This is a genomic window from Moorella mulderi DSM 14980 (assembly GCF_001594015.1).
GTDB classification, from domain to species: Bacteria; Bacillota; DSM-521; order Neomoorellales; family Neomoorellaceae; genus Neomoorella; species Neomoorella mulderi.
The window spans coordinates 16,601-37,311 of sequence record NZ_LTBC01000004.1 but is presented as its reverse complement, the minus strand read 5'-3'; the positions used below and the strand labels follow the sequence as shown (position 1 = coordinate 37,311).

20 protein-coding genes, 1 tRNA gene, 1 pseudogene and 1 other annotated feature are annotated in these 20,711 nt (G+C 51.8%); of the genes and pseudogenes, 3 read left to right on the top strand and 19 right to left on the bottom strand.

Annotated elements, in window-relative coordinates; translation table 11 throughout:
- Nucleotides 1–30: 30 nt before the first annotated feature.
- The 11 genes from MOMUL_RS07255 to MOMUL_RS07205 form a co-directional block, all read right to left on the bottom strand.
- Nucleotides 31–1,446, bottom strand: coding sequence for a GGDEF domain-containing protein (locus tag MOMUL_RS07255; RefSeq protein ID WP_062283787.1), 1,416 nt, complete (start codon nucleotides 1,444–1,446; stop codon nucleotides 31–33).
- 11 nt (nucleotides 1,447–1,457) lie between these two features.
- A complete protein-coding gene (locus MOMUL_RS07250; protein WP_062283470.1) occupies nucleotides 1,458–2,861 on the bottom strand; it encodes an ATPase domain-containing protein in 1,404 nt (467 codons plus the stop codon).
- The gene (locus tag MOMUL_RS07245) at nucleotides 2,849–3,232 is read right to left on the bottom strand and encodes a protein kinase family protein (protein ID WP_062283467.1); all 384 of its coding nucleotides are present in this window, start codon (nucleotides 3,230–3,232) and stop codon (nucleotides 2,849–2,851) included. Before MOMUL_RS07245 ends, MOMUL_RS07250 begins: the two co-directional genes overlap by 13 nt.
- A 316-nt stretch (nucleotides 3,233–3,548) precedes the next feature.
- Nucleotides 3,549–5,450 carry a threonine--tRNA ligase gene (gene thrS / locus MOMUL_RS07240; RefSeq protein WP_084785533.1) on the bottom strand — a complete coding sequence of 634 codons (1,902 nt, stop codon included), beginning with the start codon at nucleotides 5,448–5,450 and terminating at the stop codon, nucleotides 3,549–3,551.
- Nucleotides 5,451–5,572: 122 nt separating this feature from the next.
- Nucleotides 5,573–5,790: a binding site (T-box leader), on the bottom strand.
- Nucleotides 5,791–5,826: 36 nt separating this feature from the next.
- Entirely contained in the window at nucleotides 5,827–6,417 is a 591-nt protein-coding gene (locus MOMUL_RS07235) for a DUF445 domain-containing protein (RefSeq protein WP_062283462.1), read from the bottom strand.
- A 105-nt stretch (nucleotides 6,418–6,522) separates the two neighbouring features.
- Nucleotides 6,523–7,389 (bottom strand): putative sporulation protein YtxC, encoded by an 867-nt coding sequence (ytxC, locus tag MOMUL_RS07230; protein ID WP_062283460.1) that lies wholly within the window; start codon nucleotides 7,387–7,389, stop codon nucleotides 6,523–6,525.
- Between the two features lie 188 nt (nucleotides 7,390–7,577).
- Nucleotides 7,578–7,652 (bottom strand) — tRNA-Val (locus MOMUL_RS07225).
- Between the two features lie 54 nt (nucleotides 7,653–7,706).
- Nucleotides 7,707–8,609: a lipoyl synthase gene (lipA, locus tag MOMUL_RS07220; RefSeq protein WP_062283458.1), complete on the bottom strand. Its 903-nt coding sequence runs from the start codon at nucleotides 8,607–8,609 to the stop codon at nucleotides 7,707–7,709.
- A 21-nt stretch (nucleotides 8,610–8,630) separates the two neighbouring features.
- Nucleotides 8,631–10,010 (bottom strand): dihydrolipoyl dehydrogenase, encoded by a 1,380-nt coding sequence (lpdA, locus tag MOMUL_RS07215; RefSeq protein ID WP_062283455.1) that lies wholly within the window; start codon nucleotides 10,008–10,010, stop codon nucleotides 8,631–8,633.
- A gap of 42 nt (nucleotides 10,011–10,052) precedes the next feature.
- Entirely contained in the window at nucleotides 10,053–11,381 is a 1,329-nt protein-coding gene (gene glnA, locus MOMUL_RS07210) for a type I glutamate--ammonia ligase (protein WP_062283452.1), read from the bottom strand.
- Nucleotides 11,382–11,539: 158 nt separating this feature from the next.
- The gene (locus MOMUL_RS07205; RefSeq protein ID WP_062283449.1) at nucleotides 11,540–12,673 is read right to left on the bottom strand and encodes a PRK06851 family protein; all 1,134 of its coding nucleotides are present in this window, start codon (nucleotides 12,671–12,673) and stop codon (nucleotides 11,540–11,542) included.
- 186 nt (nucleotides 12,674–12,859) lie between these two features.
- Here MOMUL_RS07205 and MOMUL_RS07200 point away from each other — a divergent pair, with 186 nt between their 5' ends.
- Nucleotides 12,860–13,348 carry an NERD domain-containing protein gene (locus MOMUL_RS07200; RefSeq protein ID WP_062283447.1) on the top strand — a complete coding sequence of 163 codons (489 nt, stop codon included), beginning with the start codon at nucleotides 12,860–12,862 and terminating at the stop codon, nucleotides 13,346–13,348.
- 3 nt (nucleotides 13,349–13,351) lie between these two features.
- Here MOMUL_RS07200 and MOMUL_RS17530 read toward each other — a convergent pair whose 3' ends face one another.
- From MOMUL_RS17530 to MOMUL_RS17850, 5 genes and pseudogenes are all read right to left on the bottom strand, one after another.
- A complete protein-coding gene (locus tag MOMUL_RS17530) occupies nucleotides 13,352–13,486 on the bottom strand; it encodes a hypothetical protein (protein WP_269085198.1) in 135 nt (44 codons plus the stop codon).
- Between the two features lie 9 nt (nucleotides 13,487–13,495).
- Nucleotides 13,496–13,906 carry a type II toxin-antitoxin system VapC family toxin gene (locus MOMUL_RS07195; protein ID WP_062283445.1) on the bottom strand — a complete coding sequence of 137 codons (411 nt, stop codon included), beginning with the start codon at nucleotides 13,904–13,906 and terminating at the stop codon, nucleotides 13,496–13,498.
- A complete protein-coding gene (locus tag MOMUL_RS07190) occupies nucleotides 13,903–14,154 on the bottom strand; it encodes a CopG family transcriptional regulator (protein ID WP_062283442.1) in 252 nt (83 codons plus the stop codon). Before MOMUL_RS07190 ends, MOMUL_RS07195 begins: the two co-directional genes overlap by 4 nt.
- A gap of 148 nt (nucleotides 14,155–14,302) precedes the next feature.
- Nucleotides 14,303–14,629 (bottom strand): M24 family metallopeptidase, encoded by a 327-nt coding sequence (locus MOMUL_RS17300; RefSeq protein WP_062283441.1) that lies wholly within the window; start codon nucleotides 14,627–14,629, stop codon nucleotides 14,303–14,305.
- Between the two features lie 76 nt (nucleotides 14,630–14,705).
- Nucleotides 14,706–14,798 (bottom strand): annotated as a pseudogene (locus MOMUL_RS17850) (hypothetical protein); the annotation flags it as partial.
- A gap of 344 nt (nucleotides 14,799–15,142) precedes the next feature.
- Here MOMUL_RS17850 and MOMUL_RS16210 point away from each other — a divergent pair.
- Both MOMUL_RS16210 and MOMUL_RS07175 read left to right on the top strand, forming a co-directional pair.
- Nucleotides 15,143–15,346, top strand: coding sequence for a hypothetical protein (locus MOMUL_RS16210; RefSeq protein ID WP_153018302.1), 204 nt, complete (start codon nucleotides 15,143–15,145; stop codon nucleotides 15,344–15,346).
- 21 nt (nucleotides 15,347–15,367) lie between these two features.
- A complete protein-coding gene (locus MOMUL_RS07175) occupies nucleotides 15,368–16,066 on the top strand; it encodes a transposase (RefSeq protein WP_062283434.1) in 699 nt (232 codons plus the stop codon).
- Nucleotides 16,067–16,237: 171 nt separating this feature from the next.
- Here the strand turns inward: MOMUL_RS07175 and MOMUL_RS07170 are convergent, their stop codons facing one another.
- From MOMUL_RS07170 to MOMUL_RS07160, 3 genes are all read right to left on the bottom strand, one after another.
- Nucleotides 16,238–17,581 carry a UbiD family decarboxylase gene (locus tag MOMUL_RS07170; protein WP_062283431.1) on the bottom strand — a complete coding sequence of 448 codons (1,344 nt, stop codon included), beginning with the start codon at nucleotides 17,579–17,581 and terminating at the stop codon, nucleotides 16,238–16,240.
- A 90-nt stretch (nucleotides 17,582–17,671) separates the two neighbouring features.
- A complete protein-coding gene (locus tag MOMUL_RS07165) occupies nucleotides 17,672–19,546 on the bottom strand; it encodes a TRAP transporter permease (protein WP_153018301.1) in 1,875 nt (624 codons plus the stop codon).
- A gap of 81 nt (nucleotides 19,547–19,627) precedes the next feature.
- A complete protein-coding gene (locus MOMUL_RS07160; RefSeq protein ID WP_062283428.1) occupies nucleotides 19,628–20,686 on the bottom strand; it encodes a TAXI family TRAP transporter solute-binding subunit in 1,059 nt (352 codons plus the stop codon).
- Nucleotides 20,687–20,711: the final 25 nt, after the last annotated feature.

The following is a 20,711-nucleotide window of genomic DNA, read 5'->3' as shown; positions in this document are numbered from 1 at the left end:
AATGGCCGTCCCGAATAGAAGGGAATATTGTTAGGATGGGTCCAAGCAGAAGCGGTTTTTCCCTTGTCTCTTCGCCTGATAACAGGCCTGATCCGCCCTTGCAAGCAGCGAGTCAACGGAATCATTTCTTTTGGCCCAGGCTACGCCAAGGCTAACGGTGACCTGGCGGTGCGGGAAAGGGTAAATCTCTATAGATTTCCGTATTCTTTCCGCTACTGCTACAGCACCTTCCTTTTTTGTTCCTGGAAGAATGATTACAAATTCCTCGCCCCCATAACGGCCTGCAATATCCACCAGCCTGATGGAGTTTTTTATTATCTCTGCCGTCTTCTGCAACACTATATCGCCGGCTAAGTGGCCAAAGGTATCATTGTAGGTCTTGAAGTCATCGATATCCAGGAAAATAACCGACAGGGGTGTGCCGTACCTTGTTACCCTCTCAAGTTCTTGAACCAGCATATTTCGCAGGGCACGCTTATTAAAGAAACCGGTCATGAAGTCGGTTTCAGCTTCTCTTTCCAGGCGGTATATAAGCTTCGCGTTAGCCAGGGCTACCGCGGCAAAGTTCGCATATATCTGCAGGTTTCTGCTACCGTTGTCATCCAGAGAAACAGGGAACACTATACCTAATAGCCCAACCGCACCCAAAGCAGTCCAGAGGGGATAAATCATGATTTCATTCCCGGGAGCAACCCCTAAACCGGTGAGACCTGGTAGGGTCATTAATTCCTCAATACTCAGAGATGACGGCTCAACTTTTGAAAAAACCTGCTCAATCAGCGGCTGGACCATCGGCCATTCCCTACCAATCAAAAGATGGCCGTATTCACCTTTAGCCTGGGCTATTCTAATTTTATCACCCTCGCGAAGGCCGACAAAACCAAGCTCGGCCTTGTAAATTATGATTAAAGAATTCGTTATGAGGTCCAGAACCTTGTCCAGTTCGACGGTCGACGTCAACAGGCGGCTGATTTCGTAGATGCTGTTCAGTTCAAGCCTCCGTAACCCTAACAGATTTTTTTCCAGGATGGCCTTAAGAACCTCATTGATTGTCTGGTAAATACTGTGCGCTTTGGTCACAAAAGTATTTTCTTCCTCGCCACTCACCTGGGTTCTGATCCTGGTAGAAGTAATGACAAGGAACCCTATATTTTGGGCGTAGGTGCCCAGGCGGTACGCATAAAGTCTTATCCCGTAAGGACAGGTGAGTATGCCTTTATCTTCTAACGAACGGAGAGCAGACTTGTAAAAACGAATGCACTTTTCGTTGCAGATCTTTCCGCCTTTGTTTACCTCCTGGCATAATTCAACGGGCCGGCTGAATTGGGAAAAAGAGCCCCCATTTATATCAAAGATGTAAATATTGGCATCCATTACCTTAGCCAGCGTATCCTGAAAATCCTGCCAGTATTTGACTGAAATGCTAAGAAGAAGGTTTGTTGGCATCTGCCGGCACCTCATCTCAACATATCTGCTTTATCTAATTTGCCGAGAATATTTATTCCGTTCTTGGTAATCTCATACTCCCTCAAGGCCTTGTCGTGGTCGCTTCCGCGGGCTTTAAGGATGCCAACAACCTTCCTGATGCTTGAATCGGCTTCCACGTACCGCAGAATGATTACATTATCGGCCATTAAGGAAATCTGAGCTTTCGTTACTATCATTGGTGAAAAAAGTTCTTCGTTAAGTACCGTGAAGATGGTGGTGATGTGCTGCCCTTTGAGCTGCTGTCCCATCGCCCAGAGATAATCTCTATACTTTTGTAGATCATAAACGCTCCTTTCAAAAGAAGAGATGCTGTCGATGACAAACCTCTTCACCTTCTTTTCCCTGACTATGTCCAGTATTTCAAAAGCGTGCTTATCTACGTCCAATTCTATGGGAGAAATAAACTTGATATCAAGTCGACCATCTGCCAGATATCTATCTATCTCCCATCCCAGGTGACGGGCAGTATTCTGAAGTTGAGCCACAGGCTCTTCAAAAGAAAGGAACAGTCCTTTTTCGCCTTTTTCCGCCCCCTCCAGTAAGAACTTAAGGGCAAATGCGGTTTTGCCCGTACCTGTACTACCTGAAATGAGCGTAATAGTCCCTTCGGTTAACCCTCCACATAGCATTTCGTCCAAGCCTGTGATCCCAAATCCTTTTTTCCCCAATCGGACCTCATACTGGAGTTCATTATCCTCCGGCTTCATTCTCGGGTACACTTCTATTCCAGCATGGCTAATTTTAAACAGGTGTTCCCCATGCTCAAAATTGGTCCCCCTCATCTTCAGGATACGCAAATACCTTTTTTGAAATCGCTTTTCTTCCTGCCCGTAAAGGTGAAAAATCCCATCGGCAACGGCAAATTCACTTAATAACGTTAGTTCTTTTTCTTCGTACTCGCCGATGAGAAATACAGTAACCTCCCATATCGATAGAGCGGCAGCCAGGTCAAAAACAAAAGCCTTAAAAGCCTTTTCGTCCGGGAAGATGTCTCTTATGGCCTTGAAGCTATCGATTACAACTATGTTTGGTAAATGTCTTTTAATCATTTCAGTCAGGTATCCCAGAACCTTGTCCGTGCCCTGTTCGCGCAGAACAGCTCCCAGATCCCCGTAAATAACCTTGTCACCCAAGAAATCGTCCGCGAAAAACTTAAACCCCTGCAGGTGCCTTACCATCTTGAACTGTGATTCCGATATAGTGGTCAGGTATAGACTTTTGAGGCCGTTCCTCGCGCTGTTAAATATAATGTTTTGGACAAATATCGTTTTTCCGCTACCCGGAGAGCCAGAAACGATGTTCAGTGAATATACGGGTATGCCGCCGCCAAGAATATAATCAAGATTCTTTATGCCCGTTTTCAATTTATCCATCTCTCATTCCCCCTTGCAGTCAAAAGGAATCCTGGGAATTCTTCGTCTAACTTCTTCGCTATTTTCTCCGTTTTTTCATGACCAAGGAGCCTGGCCAAAATTTCTAAATACCTGAGGATAAACTTCGCAAACATATCATTGGCCGGCAGGTCTGGGTTTTTCTTCAAACTAGCAGATATCCCTGCGCAAGAAATTCCCTCCTCGTTGTATTGCAACAACTCCATTTCTCTATACTCCTGAGAAACCTCCCACACAACCCTTTCCACCAAAAGGTTCGCAGAAAACGTCCCAAGGTACTTCGCTGACGCAGTCCACATCTCCCTCAGCAAAGTTTCATAGCGCTCAATCTGCTTCTCGATGAGTTCGCCCATAACAGTCCCTCCAAACCATACCTTCCTAGGAAAGCCGCGCCATGGTTTTGCCCTTAAATCCCCCCTGCAATCTACTTTTCGCACCCTGACCTTTAAGAATTGTGCAATCAGGTTGGGGGGGTAATCAGTCTCCGCCCGCCTAAGGTGTTGATAAATCGGAGGTGACTACTACTTCGACAACTAGCATAGGAATCCTTTAACATCTTTTACCACTTCCGCGTTTATACAGGCTATTCACATAGGCTGCTAGCTGAAAGAAAAGCCCACCTGGCAGCTTCCCCTGCGAGGTGGGCTCACTACACTATTATCTATGGGCTTATTCCCGCCGTCTAATCTCTCCGGTTACTTTGTCGATAAAGGCCTGAAGTGGCACACTGCCCGTATCCCCGGCGCGGCGTTCCCGGACGGCCACGGTACCTTCGGCTGCTTCCTTATCCCCCACCACCAGCATGTATGGGATTTGCTCCAGCTGGGCGGCGCGGATCTTGTAGCCGATTTTATCATTGCGGTCGTTGACTTCGGCGCGGATGCCTGCCCGCACCAGTTCTTCCTTGACCTTGAAGGCATACTCGTTGTGGCGGTCGGTAATGGGCAGCACCCGCACCTGCACCGGGGCCAGCCAGACGGGGAAGGCGCCGCCGTAATGCTCGATTAAGATGCCAATGAAACGTTCAATGCTGCCAAAGACCACCCGGTGAATCATCACCGGCCGGTGCCTCTGGCCGTCCTCCCCGATGTAGTGGAGGTCAAATTTCTCGGGCATGAGGAAATCCAGCTGGATGGTGCCGCACTGCCAGGTCCGGCCCAGGGAATCCTCCAGGTGGAAATCGATCTTGGGACCGTAGAAGGCGCCGTCGCCTTCATTAACCACATAAGGCATCCCCTTGGCCTCCAGGGCTTGGCGTAAGGCGCCTGTGGCCGTTTCCCAGATCTCATCCGAACCCATGGCGTTATCCGGCCGGGTGGAAAGCTCGACGTGGTATTTAAAGCCAAACAGGCTGTAGAAACGGTCTACCAGGTCGATAACGCCCTGGATCTCTGCTGTTATCTGGGACGGTAGCATAAAGATGTGGGCATCATCCTGGGTGAAGGCCCGCACCCGCATCAGGCCGTGGAGGACGCCGGATTTCTCGTGGCGGTGCACCAGGCCCAGTTCGGCCAGGCGCAAGGGCAGGTCGCGGTAGCTGTGCTGCTCTGTTTTATAGACCAGGATGGCCCCGGGGCAGTTCATGGGTTTGATGGCGTAGTCGGCCTCATCAATTCTGGTAAAGTACATGTTTTCCCGGTAGTGGTCCCAGTGGCCCGACTGCTCCCACAGGGAGCGGCTCAATATCACCGGCGTGCGGATCTCCAGGTAACCGGCCTTGCGGTGTTCTTCCCGCCAGAACTGCTCCAGCTCGTTGCGGATGATCATTCCTTTAGGATGGAAAAAGGGGAAACCCGGCCCTTCTTCCTGGAGGCTGAAAAGGCCCAGCTGCGCCCCCAGCCGCCGGTGATCCCGTTTTTTCGCCTCTTCTAGCCGGTGGAGGTAGTCTTCCAGGTCTTTAGCTTTAGGGAAGGCGGTACCGTAAATCCGCTGCAGCATGGGGTTGGCCTCGCTGCCGCGCCAGTAGGCCCCGGCCAGGCTGGTGAGCTTTATTGCCTTGAGGTAGCCGGTGCTGGGCAGGTGGGGCCCGGCGCAGAGGTCCAGGAAGTCGCCCTGGCGGTAGGTGCTGATGGGCACCCCTTCCGGCAGGTCGTTGATGAGCTCGATCTTATAGGGTTCATTGAGCTGGCGGAAAATTTCCAGGGCCTCGTCCCGGCTTATTTCCTGCCGTTCCAGGGGCAGGTCGGCTTTAATGATTCTTTGCATTTCCGCCTCAATGGCGTTTAAGTCCTCGGGGGTAAATTTATGCTCACTGTCGAAGTCGTAGTAAAAACCACCGGTTATAGCCGGGCCGATACCCAGCCTGGTCCCGGGGAACAGGTGCTTGACGGCCTGGGCCAGGACATGGGCCGCTGTATGGCGGTAGGCCAGGCGCCCCCCCTCATCGGCAAAGGTCAAAAGCTCGAGCCGGCACTGCTCCGGCAAAGGACGGTTAAGGTCCCAAACTTCGCCATTTACCCGCGCCGCCAGGGCCTCCCGGGCGAGTTTCGGCGAAATGTCCCTGGCCACCTCCAGGGCCGTAGTGCCTGCTGCATATTCCCTTACGCTGCCGTCCGGTAAAGTTACCTGCATAATAGTTCCCTCCTACGAGCATTTCTTAAATTCTCGCTCCATACCACAACCCTTACCTGGCCGGGCGCTACCGGCAGGCCGGGAAATCCCCTTCCCACAAAAAATAAAAACCCTCGTCCCTCAAAAGGGACGAGAGTTCTTCCCGTGGTTCCACCCTTCTTCAGGGGATATGCTCCCCCCTCCAGGGCTTATAACGGTGGCCAGCCGGCCGGGCTTACTCACTTTTCAGCCCGGCAGCTCCGGAGTGGTCCGGCTCCCTGCCATCGCCCGGGATGCTTCCAGCCAGGGCATCCCTCTCTGGAGGGCCGTTCAGGGGCCTCTTCTCCTTCTTCGCCGTTAGGTACATTATAGCTATATAAATTAACACGTGTCAAGATTAGGATAATATTGCCAGAGCTGCCTGGACCAGGCCAATAAGGAACCCCAGTAAGCCGCCCAGCCATTCTATGTAGCGCAGTTCCCGGCCGGCTACTTCGACGACTACCTCCTCAACCTGGTTTAAATTTAATTTTTTAAACTTTGCCGCTAGAATTTCACCTATAGAAAAGGCCTCCGGATTGCGGCCCAGTTCCTCTATCAATTCCTGCAGTGCCGGCGGCATTTCCCGGTGCAGGGTTTCTTCTACCGCCCTGCCGGCCGCTTCTTTTAAACCCTGGGGGATAAAGGAAGGCAGGCGCTCTACCAGGCGCCGCCGGGCCACTTCCGCCACTATGGCCGTGATCCTGCCGGCAACGGCGGGAGTATTAAGGTGGGCCAGCACTTCATTGAGGGGCAGTAAATTTTTATCAACGACGCCGGCGATATTGGCCGCTATCTCGGCCTGTCTTTTGGGAATAAGCCCCTGCAGGGTCCAGCAAAATATCTTTACCGGCCGGCGGGGGCGGAATAGCATCTTGATAGCCACAACGTTGGTCAGCCAGCCAATAAAGGCGCCGATAAGAGGGATCAAGATCCACCTGGCAAGCAACTTAATTCACCACCGCCTGCAATAATAACAAAAGACCGGCCAAAAGACAACCGGCCCGGCCAAAGAATAAATTTCCATATAGTAGGCCAAGGGACAACGCTACATTCAACGTTTTTGCAACGGCTGCAAGCAGCGGCTGCAGCCGTTGCAATGGATAAGCCGCTCACCAAAAACGCTCTTGATGGTGCTGATGGTGTTATGGTAACGTCCTTTATCAGCAGCGTGCAGGACTACCTGGCGGGGAGCAATGGTTATCAGGGCGCTGATTAATAAATCCTCATAGTTGAGATCACTATCAGCCATATCGACAACAAAGCCTTCCAGGTAGTCGCCACTGAGGTTCCGGTTTTCGCCGTCATAGAGCTGGAAGCCGCCACCTGGACTTAAAACTACGTGGACTTTTTCCACCCGGGGTTCCTGGGCTTCCACAAAGTAGCGTAAAAGGCGGATAAATTCATCATACTCCTTTTCCATCAGGTATTCATCAACGGCTTCTTCCAGGGCCTGGTCCAGTTCCATTAAATAATCCGGCAGGCGAAAGCGTACAAATCCGTCGATATTTAACCAGGTGTTTTCCTGGAAATACTCCAGTATACGGGCAGCAATGGGCTCCCCCCGCTGCTGGAGCTGGAGGTAACTGTTTTCACCCTGCTCCAGGATGGCCCGGGCCCGCCGGCAGATTTCTTCAATGGCCCCGGCATCCAGGCCTTCATACTGGCTTAAAAGCATACTTTCCAGTAAAGCCGCTTCCCACCGTTCGACAATAAAGGCGGCCACAACCTCGGCCACCTGCTCTTGAAAGCGTTTTATTTCCCTTTTTGAAGGACGCCCCGGTCCCGTTTCTAAAAAACAACGGCAGAAATTAAAGCCCCCTGCCTGCCACAGGTGGAGGCCCACGCTATAGCCAAATCTATGATTAAACTCGGCCTGCAAGAAGTCAATTGGCCTGGCGGTAATTAACGTTATATTCATGGGCGCTGAACCTCCTTGTGCTGCTATTATATGTGCCGCCCATGTTTTGTATACAGTTGAGCTGCCGCCAGGCTGTCTAAAAATAAAGCCATTGCAAGGCCTGGTGTACCGGCTGAAATTGGCATCGAGGTAATTTTTGTTAAAAAAGTGGCCCCTGCATTCTTGCAGAGGCCACCTTATTTTCTAACTGGTGGGTCCGGCAGGGATTGAACCTGCGACCCCCTCCGCGTCAAGGAGGTGCTCTCCCACTGAGCTACGAACCCGTTTGTTTTTATCGCCAGTGACGTTATATATTATGCCCGAAAAAGGCCAGCATGTCAAGAGCAGGAGGGCTTCACCCCGGCCACTTTCTCACTAAACTCGGCAGCATGGTAAGAACTGCGAACAAAAGGGGCAGAGGCCACATAGAGGAAGCCCATTTCCCGGCCTTTTTCAGCGTACCAGGCAAAGGTTTCCGGGGTGACAAATTCCTTAATCTCCAGGTGCCCGGCTGAAGGCCGCAGGTACTGGCCGATAGTCAGGATATCGCAGTCTACCGACCGGAGATCGGTCATTACCTGTAAAACTTCGTCTATGGTTTCTCCCAGGCCTACCATCAGGCCGGACTTGGTATAGATGGCCGGGTCAAGCTCCTTCATTTTTTTAAGAACCTGGAGGCTACGACGGTAGTCAGCTTGAGGCCGCACCGTGGGATATAGCCGCGGTACCGTCTCTACGTTGTGGTTAAAAATATCCGGCTTCGCCCGGGCCACTGTGGCCAGGGCCTCCTTGTCACCGCGAAAATCTGGCGTCAGGACCTCAATATAGGCCTGCGGCAGGGCGGCCCGCAGGGCGGCAATGGTGGCGGCAAAATGGCCGGCGCCGCCATCGGGCAGGTCGTCCCGGGTCACTGAAGTTACGACGACATGTTTTAGCCCCAGCCGCCGCGCCGCTTCGGCCACACGCCCGGGTTCATCCTGGTCGACTGCTTCGGGCCGGCCGTGCTCTACGGCACAAAAGCGGCAGTTACGGGTGCAGGTATTGCCCAGGATCATAAAGGTCGCCGTGCGCCTGGCAAAACATTCACCCTGGTTGGGGCAGAGGGCGCTCTGGCAAACAGTGTTGAGATGCAGGCCGGCCAGAAGCCGCCGGGTGGCTTCTATATCACCGGAAGAGGGGATACGCTTGTGCAGCCAGGAGGGCAGGCGCCTGTGCCCCGCCGCCGCTGATGATATAGCCATTTTTCCTCCCGCCTTGCTTTCCTACGAATGGATACTCATCCCGTGGACGGCCTCGGCAGCTTCCATGACGGCTTCGGCCAGGGTGGGATGGGCATGGATGGTGGCTGCCAGTTCGGTGGCCGTAATCCCCCGGTTCACAGCCAGGGTGCCCTCGGCAATGAGTTCCGTGGCATGGGGTCCCATGATAAAGACGCCTACGACCCGGTCGCTTTCTGCCTCGGCAATTATCTTGACCATGCCTTCTGTTTCCCCGCTGCAGAGGGCCTTGCCGCTCGCCAGGAAGGGGAATTTACCGACCTTTACCTTTAGCCCCCGTTCTTCGGCTGCTTCTCTGGTCAGGCCGACACCGGCAATCTCCGGCAGGGTATAGATGCAGCTGGGCACGGCGTCGTAGTTGACTTTCGTGGGGCGGCCCATGATAGTCTCCACTGCCGCCAGGCCCTGGGCCGAGGCTACATGGGCGAGTTGAATTTTATTGGTAACGTCGCCGATGGCGTAGATGCCCGGGACGCTGGTGCGCATATATTCATCGACAATTATTTCACCTTTTGGTCCCAGGGCTATCCCGGCTTCTTCCAGTCCTAAGTCCCGGGTGTTGAACTGGCGGCCGATGGAGATCAGAACTTTATCAGCCGCTATGGTCTGGCCGCCGGCCAGGGTAGCCTGTACCCGGCCGCCTTCTTCCTGGACCGCAGTTATCTGGGCCTTCGTCTTTATCTCCACCCCGGCCTTTTTCAGGATCATACTGAAGCGCCGGGAAATCTCGCTGTCAATCATGGGGAGGATGGTGGGCATCATTTCCACAATGGTGACCTTGCTCCCCATGGTAGCAAAAAGGGTGGCAAATTCGCAGCCAATGACCCCGCCGCCGATAATGAGAAGTTCTGCCGGTACTTCCGTCCAGGCCAGGGCCTCGGTGCTGGTAACGACGGTGCTGCCGTTATAGCCCAGGGCGGCAATCAGGGCCGGCTCCGACCCGGTGGCCAGGATAATGTTTTCGGCCTCGATATTCTCTACAGTACCTTCGGCGGTGGCCACTTCTACCTGGCCGGGACCTTTAAGAAAGCCCCGCCCTTTTATATGGTCAACTTTATTTTTCTTAAATAAGTAGGCAATACCCTGGGTCAACTGCTTGACCACGGCGTCTTTGCGCGCCGCCAGGCGGGCATAGTCCACCCGGTAATCCTTAACGTCAATACCAAAGGCCGCCGCTCCCTGGATGCCCTTCACCAGGGCCGCCCCGGCCAGCAACGCCTTGGTGGGGATGCAGCCGCGATTAAGACAGGTGCCGCCTAAAGCTTCCTGTTCGATTACTGCCACCTTTGCCCCCAGCTGGGCTGCCCGGATGGCCGCCACATAGCCGCCGGGCCCGCCGCCAATGATGGCTATCTGGTAACGCATTCTGTACTTCCCCCCTGTTCTGATGCGTTTGCGTTTCCTAAACTAAAACTTGGTCAGGTACTGGTCTATTTCCCACTGGTGCACCCGGATGCGGTATTCCTCGCACTCGATCCGTTTGGCTTCCAGGAAGCGCTGGTAGATATGGGGACCCAGGGCTTCCTGGATTACCGCGTCCTTTTCCAGTTCGTCCAGGGCTTCATCCAGGGTCCCCGGGAGGAGTGCAATGCCCCGCTGCTTCAGGGTATCCTTATCCATATCATAGATATTTTCGTTAACCGGTGCCGGGGGCTCAATCCGGTTTTTAATGCCGTCCAGGCCGGCCTTCAGCATGACGGCGATGGCCAGGTAGGGATTGGCGGACGGATCGGGGTGGCGTACCTCCAGCCGTGTGGACAGGCCCCGTTTGGCCGGGATGCGGATTAAGGGGCTGCGGTTTTGGGGTGACCAAGCAATATAGACCGGCGCCTCGTACCCCGATACCAGCCGTTTATAGGAGTTAACCGTGGGGTTAGTAATGGCCGTCATACCCCGGGCATGGGCCATCAGGCCACCGATAAAGTAGTAGGCAATTTCACTTAACTGGAGCTTATCTTCCGGGTCATAAAAGGCATTTTTCCCATCGCGGAAAAGGGAGATGTTGCAGTGCATGCCCGAACCGGCTATACCATAAATGGGCTTGGGCATAAAAGTGGCATGGAGGCCGTGGCGCTGGGCAATGGTCCGCACCACGAACTTGAAGGTGGCGATATTGTCGGCCGTCCGCAGGGCGTCGGCATACTTAAAGTCGATTTCATGCTGGCCCGGGGCCACTTCATGGTGAGAGGCCTCGATTTCAAAGCCCATCTGCTCCAGGGTCAGGACCATATCCCGCCGGGCGTCTTCACCAAGGTCAACCGGGGTCAGGTCAAAGTAACCGGCCCGGTCGTGGGTCTCCAGGGTTGGCCGGCCGCTGGCATCGGTATGGAAAAGGAAAAATTCTGCTTCCGGCCCGACGTTCATGGTAAAGCCCAGGGCTTCCGCTTCGGCGATAACCCGTTTCAGGGTTCCCCGCGGGCAGCCGATGAAGGGTGTGCCGTCAGCATTGTAAACATCGCAGATGAGCCGCGCCACAGCGTCGCCGTTGGGCCGCCAGGGAAAGATGGTAAAGGTGGAGGGGTCCGGTCGCAGGTACATGTCCGACTCTTCAATGCGGACAAAACCTTCAATGGATGAACCGTCAAACATGAGTTCATTGTTGAGGGCCTTGGGCAGCTGCTCGACTGTAATGGCTACATTTTTCAAAACACCAAAGATATCAGTAAACTGCAGGCGTATAAACTTGACTCCCAAATCAGCAGCCTGTTGTAAAATTAACTCCCGGCCACCGGCCATAAACTAGCTTCCCCTCTCTATAATGATGAAAGCGCCCCGGTAAAAGGACGCTCTTTACCTATTCAGATTGATTATAACATCCGCCCAGGCAGGATTCAACAATTTTTTCAGGGTTCCAGTTTTATATTTGGAAGCGGCTACCAAACCCTACCACCCGACTATACCTGACCCAGGACTTCGGCTGCATAACCCAGGATGCGCTGGAGGATTTCTTCCCGTTTGGCATTAATGGCTGCAAAATTCATGGCCGGGATATAATAACTTTCCATATGATCATGGGTAAGTTTCGCCTCACGAATATGGGCAATGGCCCGGTCCAGGGCCGCCTGGTAACGGACAATGGCGCTGGCAATTTCATTGCCATAAAGGCTTAAATGCTCCCGGTCGATAAACCGGTTTAAATCTACGGCCATAGCCACCTGGAGCCCGGGAATGGCCTGGACATCAATATCATGGGGCGGCTGCCAGTTCATCACCGCCACCTGGATTTCCGGGATAATGACCATATCAATGTTATTGGGGTCAAAGGGGCAGTGGTAAACTTCGGTATCAAGGCCCTTCTCGTGGGCCAGTCGCGCCACAGCGGCCAGGACCACCGGGACGCCGGTACCCGGGTCCCCAGCAATGGTAAAAAGCCGCCGGATGTCCTGGAGCAGGGTTTCCACGTTACCGGTGACCAGCCCCTGGGGCGTCAGGGCAGTGGCAAAGAGATGGCGTTCCCGGGCCGGCCGGTTATAACGGGGCCGTACCCCGGCAAAAATAGCTTCGAGGAGTTCCGCCTTGGCCTGGTAGACCCGGGGTAAGAGCATGCTCTCGGCTACATAGCTCTCCCACTCATCCCTGATCACCCTTGCCTCCTTTAAAGCGCTATAGGCAATGCGGTACAGGCGGCTGATGCGGGCGTTATCCTGGAGAACCTGCTCCTTGCTGGCCCGCATCTTATCCTCATCCCAGTAGTCGCCCAGGTGGATGATTTCATCCACCGCACCCGGGTTCTTGGGGTCAACGATGTGGGGGGCGGTGCCGTCGATAATGGCCACTTTGATTTTAGGGATGACCACCCCATCCAGGGAATTATTGTCCGAAGAGCAGCAGTGGAACTCCACGTCAAAACCCCGCTCCAGCATGGCTTCGCCAATCTTACGCATGAACGTCGACTTGCCCACCCCGGGACCACCCTTGACGACAAAGATGCGGGTGGCATCAGGTTCAATAATAAAATCGTAAAAGGAATAAAAACCCATGCAGGTATTGCCGCCGGGAAATACCTTCTTTAATTTGCCTTTAGGCATGCTTTCCCTCCTTTTCCAGCTGCCATTAATAGCGATCGCTCCAATACATGATATGCCGCCGGCGGCAGGAATTTCTGCTGCACTATGAGGAAATGAATGGAACAACACTTTAGCTAATACTTAACCACCCGGCAGAGTTATAACACCTCAACCTGCCCCAATTGAATTTTCAGGAGGCCGTAAAGTTTGGACGTCGGTGAAAGCCTGGTCGGTTCTTACTTTAAATACGTCCTGGGCTGCAAGATTGTCGTCTACAACTGCCACCTAGAGGCCGGCGGCGAGATAGACGTAATCGCCCTGGCGCCAGACGGCAGCAGGGTTTACCTGTGTGAAGTGGCCACCCACCTGCGGGGCCTCCTCTACGGTGACAGCAACGCCACCACGTGCACGCGGATAGCCCATAAAATCAAAAGGGCGGCCGCCTTCGCCGCCGCTAATTTCCCCGGCCGGGAGCCGGTTTTCATGCTCTGGGCCCCGGCCGTGTCCCGGGGTCTGGCCCGGGACCTGGCCGCATTAAAGGAAAGTTCACTCGACCAGGGGATAGCTGTGGAATTTATTCTCAACCGCGACTATACTGCCTGTATTCGCCGCTTGCAGGAAGCAGCCCGGCAAAATATCAAAACCACCGACGAACCCGCCTTCCGGCTGCTGCAGATCCTGGAACACCTGCGGTAAAATTTACCGGCACACATCCTGCCCACCAACGTAAGCCGCGCCCCGGACAAGGAGATAACCGGGCACCAGCGGCAGGAGTTCCTCCTGCACCAGCAAAAAACACGGAAAAGGAATCATGGGAATCATGGGGAAAAGCATGCCAAAAAATCAATACGGCAACATGGTAAATCCGGCTACCACAAAATGAGCATCAAAAGCAAAGGCTTCATTAACTTTTACCTTTTGCATAACTGCAAAGGAAACAGCATCGGTTAGGGAAAAGGCTTGATCATCAAACTTACGTAAAAATTTGACGGCTTCCCAGGTAATATCAGCGTCGGCATATATCATCTTGACCTTTAACGATGTTGTTATCCTTTCCCACCATCCCAGGGCCACATCCAGGCCGCAATCCAGACGTAATAAAATATAAGTTTCAGCCGCTACCAGGTTTGTGGTAATAAGTTGCCCATATTCCTGAAAAGCACTTTTATAAAACGTGCTGGCAATATTATGGTATTGATCGCGACGATTTACTACGGCTACCCAGGCAGAAGTATCTACGAATAGCTTCTTCACTTTTGCCAGTTCTCCTTCTCCTTCAACACCAGGTACTGGTCATGTTTATGCGCTAGATCAGTTGTTTTACCTGCACCCAAGCCAATGATTTCCAAAGCCGGATCATCCGGGCCAAGGTCTTTATCCAGGCCACGATAAAGATACTTTCTAACCAGTTCGGATTGGGTCACCCCTTGTCTTTGGGCCACTAGCCGGAGACGTTCATGAAGGGTTTTATCAATATATACCTGTAAGGGAACCTGTTTCATGAGAAAATCACCACCATATTATTTTTCATGTTAACATTATATATGGCAGCCAGGGAAAAAACAAGTATCTTCCACACCATCTAGGCCGGCACTCACATTTCCAGCTTAAAATATAAAAAGCTCCGGGATAACCCGGAGAGCGCTTCTATCATACCCGCACCAGTTCCCGCGGGTAATCCGTCAGTATTTCGTTCTTATCCTTGCTGATATAAATAACATCCGTCACCCGGGGACCGCCGGTACCGGGACGATAAATGGTCGGCAGGAGTAAATCCACTACCATGCCGGCCTCAATTATTTCCGCCCGGCCCTTGCCGATAATGGGGTAAAACTCCGACTGGCGCTGGCCCACGCCGTAGCCAACCATGTCCAGGTAATTGCTGCCGTAACCGGCCTTTTCCACAACCTCCCGGGCGGCTGCATCCACTTCCCCTGCCGTGGCAGGCGGCTGCCGCCGCCCGCCGCATAAATTCAATTTCCTGAGCTTCCTTCACTGACCGAATCCGGTAGAAAAGATCAGCAGCACCGATAAAATTTTTCTCTGGGAAAGCCTGGCGCAGGCCATCATAAAGGGCGAAGTCAACAAAGTAACGTTCAAAACCTATACGTGGTTCCTTAAAACCGTAGGCTTTGATGCGTTCCACAACCTTGCCGGCCAGAGTCTCCCGGGGAAAGACATAGCCATAGGTGGTAAGCCCCGACTCCCATTCTACGTAGCCTGCATCCAGCCACAGGGTCACAGCACAGGGTTCGCCCGCCTTCTTCGATCATCAAAAGCAGAAGAAACTTAAGAGGCGGATACAATTGTACGGTAATGTTCAACCTATAACCGGCAAGCAACACCGGCATCCAAGCTCAAAACCCTTGATACAAGTTACTTTCCTCAAAAAGAAAGCCGAAAATTTTTTACAGAAAAAGAAGGAAGACACCCTTTCCGAATCTAATTGGATACTTGACAAGAGTATCCAAAAGAAAGGATGTCTTCAAGATGATGGTACAACAAAAAAGCGGTCACCGTCAAGCACCTCCTTTATTGAGAAGTGAAAGAAGAAAGATTGAGCTTAAGAAACGCCGATTACAGAAGAAAATTAGCCGTTATAACCTACCAAAAACCTTTGATAACCATACAGTCACCAGATTTGCTAATTTTGGTCTGATAGAAGCCTTTAAGCAGGCTATAGGTTTTAGGTAGATAATCCGCAACACCTTAACGATGCGCAAAGGGCCTAACAGTAAATTTCAGCCCCCGGAAATGCTGGATTTCCTGATCGATGCCCAGATATTAGGGTTATCCCGCTTTGAACATACGCAGTGTATAAGGAATGAACAGGGTTACGCGAAAATCAAGGGTATTGACGATTTCCCTGAGGAAACGGGTTTTAGGCGTCTTCTTGCTGCCATGCAGAAAAATTCCCTGGAAGAGCTACGCTCTATTGATCAGCAGCTACGGGAAATGCGCTCTAAAACAGTACCACCTAGGGAGATATGGTTAGATATTGACGACACAGTTATCACCTTGCATGGTTCCCAGGAAGGCGGTGCGATAGGCTACAATCCCCGCTATCATGGCCGCCCTTCCCTGAAGGCTAAAGTCGCCTCTATAGCCGAAACCGCTGAAATGCTTAATCTCAAGGCATATAACGGTAAAATCCATAGCAACAGTGGTTTTCTAAACTTCTTTCAGGATACGGAGCAGAGATTGCCAAGGAATTACGTTTTAAAGGGGGTACGCCTGGATAAAGGTTTCTTTGACGAAAAAAACTTCGATTACTTCGAGGAACAAACTTACCTCTATGTCTGCAAGGCCCCTTTGCGTGGGGGACTGCAAAAAGTCATTGCTTACCTCAACCGTTTAGCTACTAACAGTAAGCACTACTTTCTTAAAAATCGCTGTCAAGTAGGGGTTGGATAATGCTACCCATTTTTCAGGCTACCGTTCTTCAAAGGAGTGATTGAAAAGGTGATTCTTATTAATTCCTGGTAATCAATGGTATCTTAACAGGGTCTTGGTACGTTTCTTCTTCATACAAATTTTTACTTGACGATTTCAGGATTAAATTCCCACCGCTTTCAACTTAAACACTCAATCTAAATAATCTTCCAGCCTAATTGCTTCTTCACCGGGAATACGAATTCGTTCAAAACGCCCGGGCTCTGCATCCAAAGGCACCGTGGCATCAATTCCCATTTTATCACTGAGACCATTATCACTGGATGGATCTAATTTGTTTCCCAGGGCTCGCTCTACGATAAAGACATCGCGGCCAGCCTGACAGCGGGTTGCTATAGCCCACTCCACATCTTCAGGATTAAAGATGTCAACGTCTTTATCTACTACAACTACATGCTTAATTTCCTGACTACTGCTGAAGGCAGCAAAGATGGCGTTTTTGGCCTCACCTTCATTTTGTTTATCAATGGCAATTACAGCATGGTAGCGGCAAGTACCACCCGGGGTGAGATGCACCCCCTTAACATTAGGTACAGCATTTTTTATTACCTGTAATAATCCCCCCTCTCTTGGAATGGCTCCCAGTAGTAGGTGCTCCATTGTTGCTGGAACAATCGTCTGGTAAATAGGATTTCGGCGTGAAGTTATGGCAGTTAACTCTATTACTGGCTTTGGTGACGCCGGACCGTAATATTTGGGATATTCTCCAAAAGGCCCTTCTATCTCCCTAACCCCGGGAAGCAACCGTCCTTCCAGCACAATTTCCGCCTGGGCTGGCACCTCTAGATCGACAGTTTCACATTTCACTAGTTCCAGGGGTTGGCCATATAGAGCTCCGGCAATGGTAAATTCATCGAACCCGGGTGGCGTCAGGGCCTGGGATGCTAGCAATAGTAGCGGGTCCAGGCCGATAGCTATGGCTACCTCCAGGGGCCTGCCGGCCTCTTCAGCCGCCCGGAAGAAATGGGACAGGTGGCGCGGTAAAATCAAAATCCCCAGGCGATTAGGACCTAAAACCTGCAACCGGTGAATGGATATATTGCGTATTCCGGTCCGGGGGTCCTTGGCTACCAGGACCCCTGCGGTTATATACGGCCCGCCGTCCTTTTCATGGTGAACAGGTATAGGTAGAGACCCTAAATCAACCTCATAGTTAACATTTTCCTTAACAGGGGATTTCCCGGATGCCACCAGGACACATTCTACCGGGTTAGCCTGGGCCTGGGCAAAGCGCTCTGCTACTTCTTTAATTGATACGCCCATCGCCGCGGCCATAATTTCGCGCGTTCCTGCGATGCCCGTTACTACAGGGATTGAGGAATTACGGACTTTATTAAATTGCAAAGCATATCGGCCATCAGCTTTCTTTCCTACAGCCGCCAGCTCATAATGTAGGTCTACTTCCTTATTGACCTGTTTCAGAAGGCCTTTACGGTCTAGTTCCGCCAGCCACTGGCGCAAAGAGTTTGCAACCATAATCTTCACCTCTTCTTTTCTCTTCTTCAGGGATGACTTATGCCCGGCTTTTAGTTAAAGCGCTGGGAAGCGGTACAGAAGGCCCTCATTTTAAGTCCTGAACACCTTCCTGCTCGCCACCATTTGAGGCACGATAACTGCCGCCAGGATGGCCAGCCCAATAATATCAGTTATGGTTTCCGGCACAATCAATAAAATGGCGGCGCAGATAAGCAATAATCTTTGACCTTTGTTCAATGGCGCCGAACTGTAACCGATTACCGCCATGGACATGGACCATGTCCCTACTAGGGTGGTAAAGGTAACCCACAGGATTTCCGGTAAATGCCCTATGCCGAGGAGGGCCGGGTTAAACACAAAGGCAAAGGGCAACAGGAAGATGACAAAGCTAAGCTTAAAGGCCTCTATGCCAACCTCCCACAGGTCGAGGTTTGCCAACCCGGCGGCAGCATAAGACGCCAGGGCCACCGGCGGGGTAATCATAGAGAGGTTAGCAAAGTAAAAGATGAAGAAATGGGCCACAATCGGCGCGACGCCCAGTTTTTCGATAGCCGGTGCTAGCAGCACGGCAGCCATAATATAAGCAGCGCTGGTAGGCATGCCCATGCCCAGAATTATGGCCATAATCATAGTTAAGAACAAAGCGATGAGTAGGTTCCCCTGCGAGAGCTGGGCAACCAGGCTGCTAAAGCGCAACCCCAGCCCTGAGGTTGTAATAACCCCCACGATTACGCCTGCGATGGCGCAGGGAACAGCTATAGTTATCGCCGTACGGGCCGTCACTTCTAAAGCCCTTATAATGTTATAGAGGCCTACACGGGTTTCCCGTCGCAGGAAGCATAGCAGCAAGAGTGAAACCGTGCCCCAAAAGGCAGAAAACATGAGGGAACGGCCCATTATGATCAGAGCTACCAAAACTACTATCGAACCTAATAGGTGTAACCGTTGGACTATACGCTTCTTGGCTTCGGATGCATCAACGCTGATGGTTTTAATGGCGGCTCTCAGGCTTTCGTAGTGGACTACGAAATAAAGAGCGGCTATATAGATAATAGAAGGGATAATGGCCGTTTTCATTATCTTGGCATAGGAGACCCCAATCATGTCGACCATGATAAAGGCAGCAGCCCCCATGATGGGAGGAATAAGCTGGCCTCCTGTACCGCCAATAGCCAGGACGCTGGCAGAGAATTTAGGGTGGAAGCCGTTTTTAACCATCATTGGATAAGTAAACGTGCCGACGGAAACGGTGTTGGCTGCGGCGCTACCGCTAATCATGCCGAAAAGTCCGCTGGCTATGATAGTAGCTTTGCCGGTGCCGCCCCGGGACTTGCGCGTGCTTATACTGGCCAAGTCAATAAAGAGTTCACCTGCCGGTGTCGCTTCCAGGAAAGCGCTGAAAAGCAGGAAGTAAAATACCATATTGACGGAGACTGCCACCGGCGAACCGAAAATACCTCCAGTAGAAAAGAACTGATTTTCAATAAAGTCCTGCAGGCTTAACCCCTGATGGCCAAATATTCCGGGAAGGTAGTGGCCGAAGAAACCATAAAGCACAAAGATTAAAGCTATAATGGGCAAGGCCAGATTAGTCGCCCGACGGGAGGCTTCGAACAGCAACACAATAAAGACTAGGCCCACAACAATATCCAGGGTATATAAGGGGTCGACCAGGGGGATGCGGGTAGTAATGCGCTCGTAGTTGACAATAAGGTAAAAAGCGCAGGCAAAGGTTATGATGGCACCAGCAACGTCGTACCACCTGTAACCTTTTTGGCCTTTAACCAAGGGTTTGGATAATAAAACTAAAGCTATAGCAAAGGCCACGTGGATTGGTCGCTGCACCTGGGCATGCAGGCTGCCAAAAATAACAATATAAAGTTGAAACAAACTCCATGCCAGGGCTATCAAGGCCGGTAAGGATAGGAAACGTTTATAGTTTGAGTTTGCTGCGGCCGTTTCCATAAAAACCACCTCTTTCAGATTAAGATATTCCGAATATGGTGGAACAATTTACAATTGTTCCACCATATTCCATTTTTCCATTTATTTCAAGTAACCGGCTTCCCGGTAGTACTTTTCAGCTCCCGAGTGGAGCGGTACTCCCAGCCCGTCCAGGCGCGGTGCCTTTGCAGGGTCAAATACTTCTAGGGCTTTATGTCCCTGGCGGATTCGGTCCTTGTTTTCGATAACGGCCTTGGTAATCTTATAAACAATTTCGTCGGGAACCTTGCTATGCGTGATCAGGGTGCTGGTAAGGCCCAGGGTGGGCACGTTTTCGTCCTGACCCTTGAAGCTGTTGGCCGGAATTTCGTCCCGCACAAAGCCGTAGTTGGAAGAAAGCTCTTGAATTTTATCTTCGCTAATTGGTATAAAGACAACTGGTGTTGTCGTTGCCAGTTCGGTAACAGCCGGGTGCCCCTTGGTAATCGTCTGCATGAACATATCAGCTTTGCCATCGCGGAAAGCGTCCACAATAGCATTAAAATCGCTGTGTTCCACGGTGCCGCCCCAGGACTTGATGTCATCGTAGGTTACTCCATATGCTTGCAGCACAAGCTTTGTAGTAACTTCACCCAGCCCGCCAACGGGGACAGTCATCAGGTGGATTTTAGGCTTCTTCTCTTTTAGCTGGGCCAGATCAGTTATGCCTAAGTCCTTACGGGCCACGATGCCAAAGTAGTATTCATCCAGGTAACCGGCGATCCCGCGAATATTCTCGCGCTTTTTATCGCTGTATATTTCTTTGCCGTCGTAGGCCCATTTGTCGGTAACGTTAAAACTGATAGCCAGTTGGACTTTTTCATCGCCGACTAGTTTGGGGTTGCCAACCCCGCCGGCCTGGTCAAGGATGTTTACTTGCGAACCTTCAGGTAAAGCCCCCCTGATTACTTCGGCGATGGTGGCGCCGTAGGTGTACCAGCTGCTGCCCATGTTAAAGGTAGCCATGTTAAGCTTCACGGGCCCGTTGGCATTGGACGGGGTCGTACCGCTATTGCCCGCAGGAACCTTTTCTTTTTGCCCGCCGCAAGCGGTGACAAGGATGGCTGTGGCTAAGGTCAGGGTCAAAACTAATGCAACTAGTAAATTACGTTTAATTTTCATCTAATTAGTACCTCCCTGTTGCTAA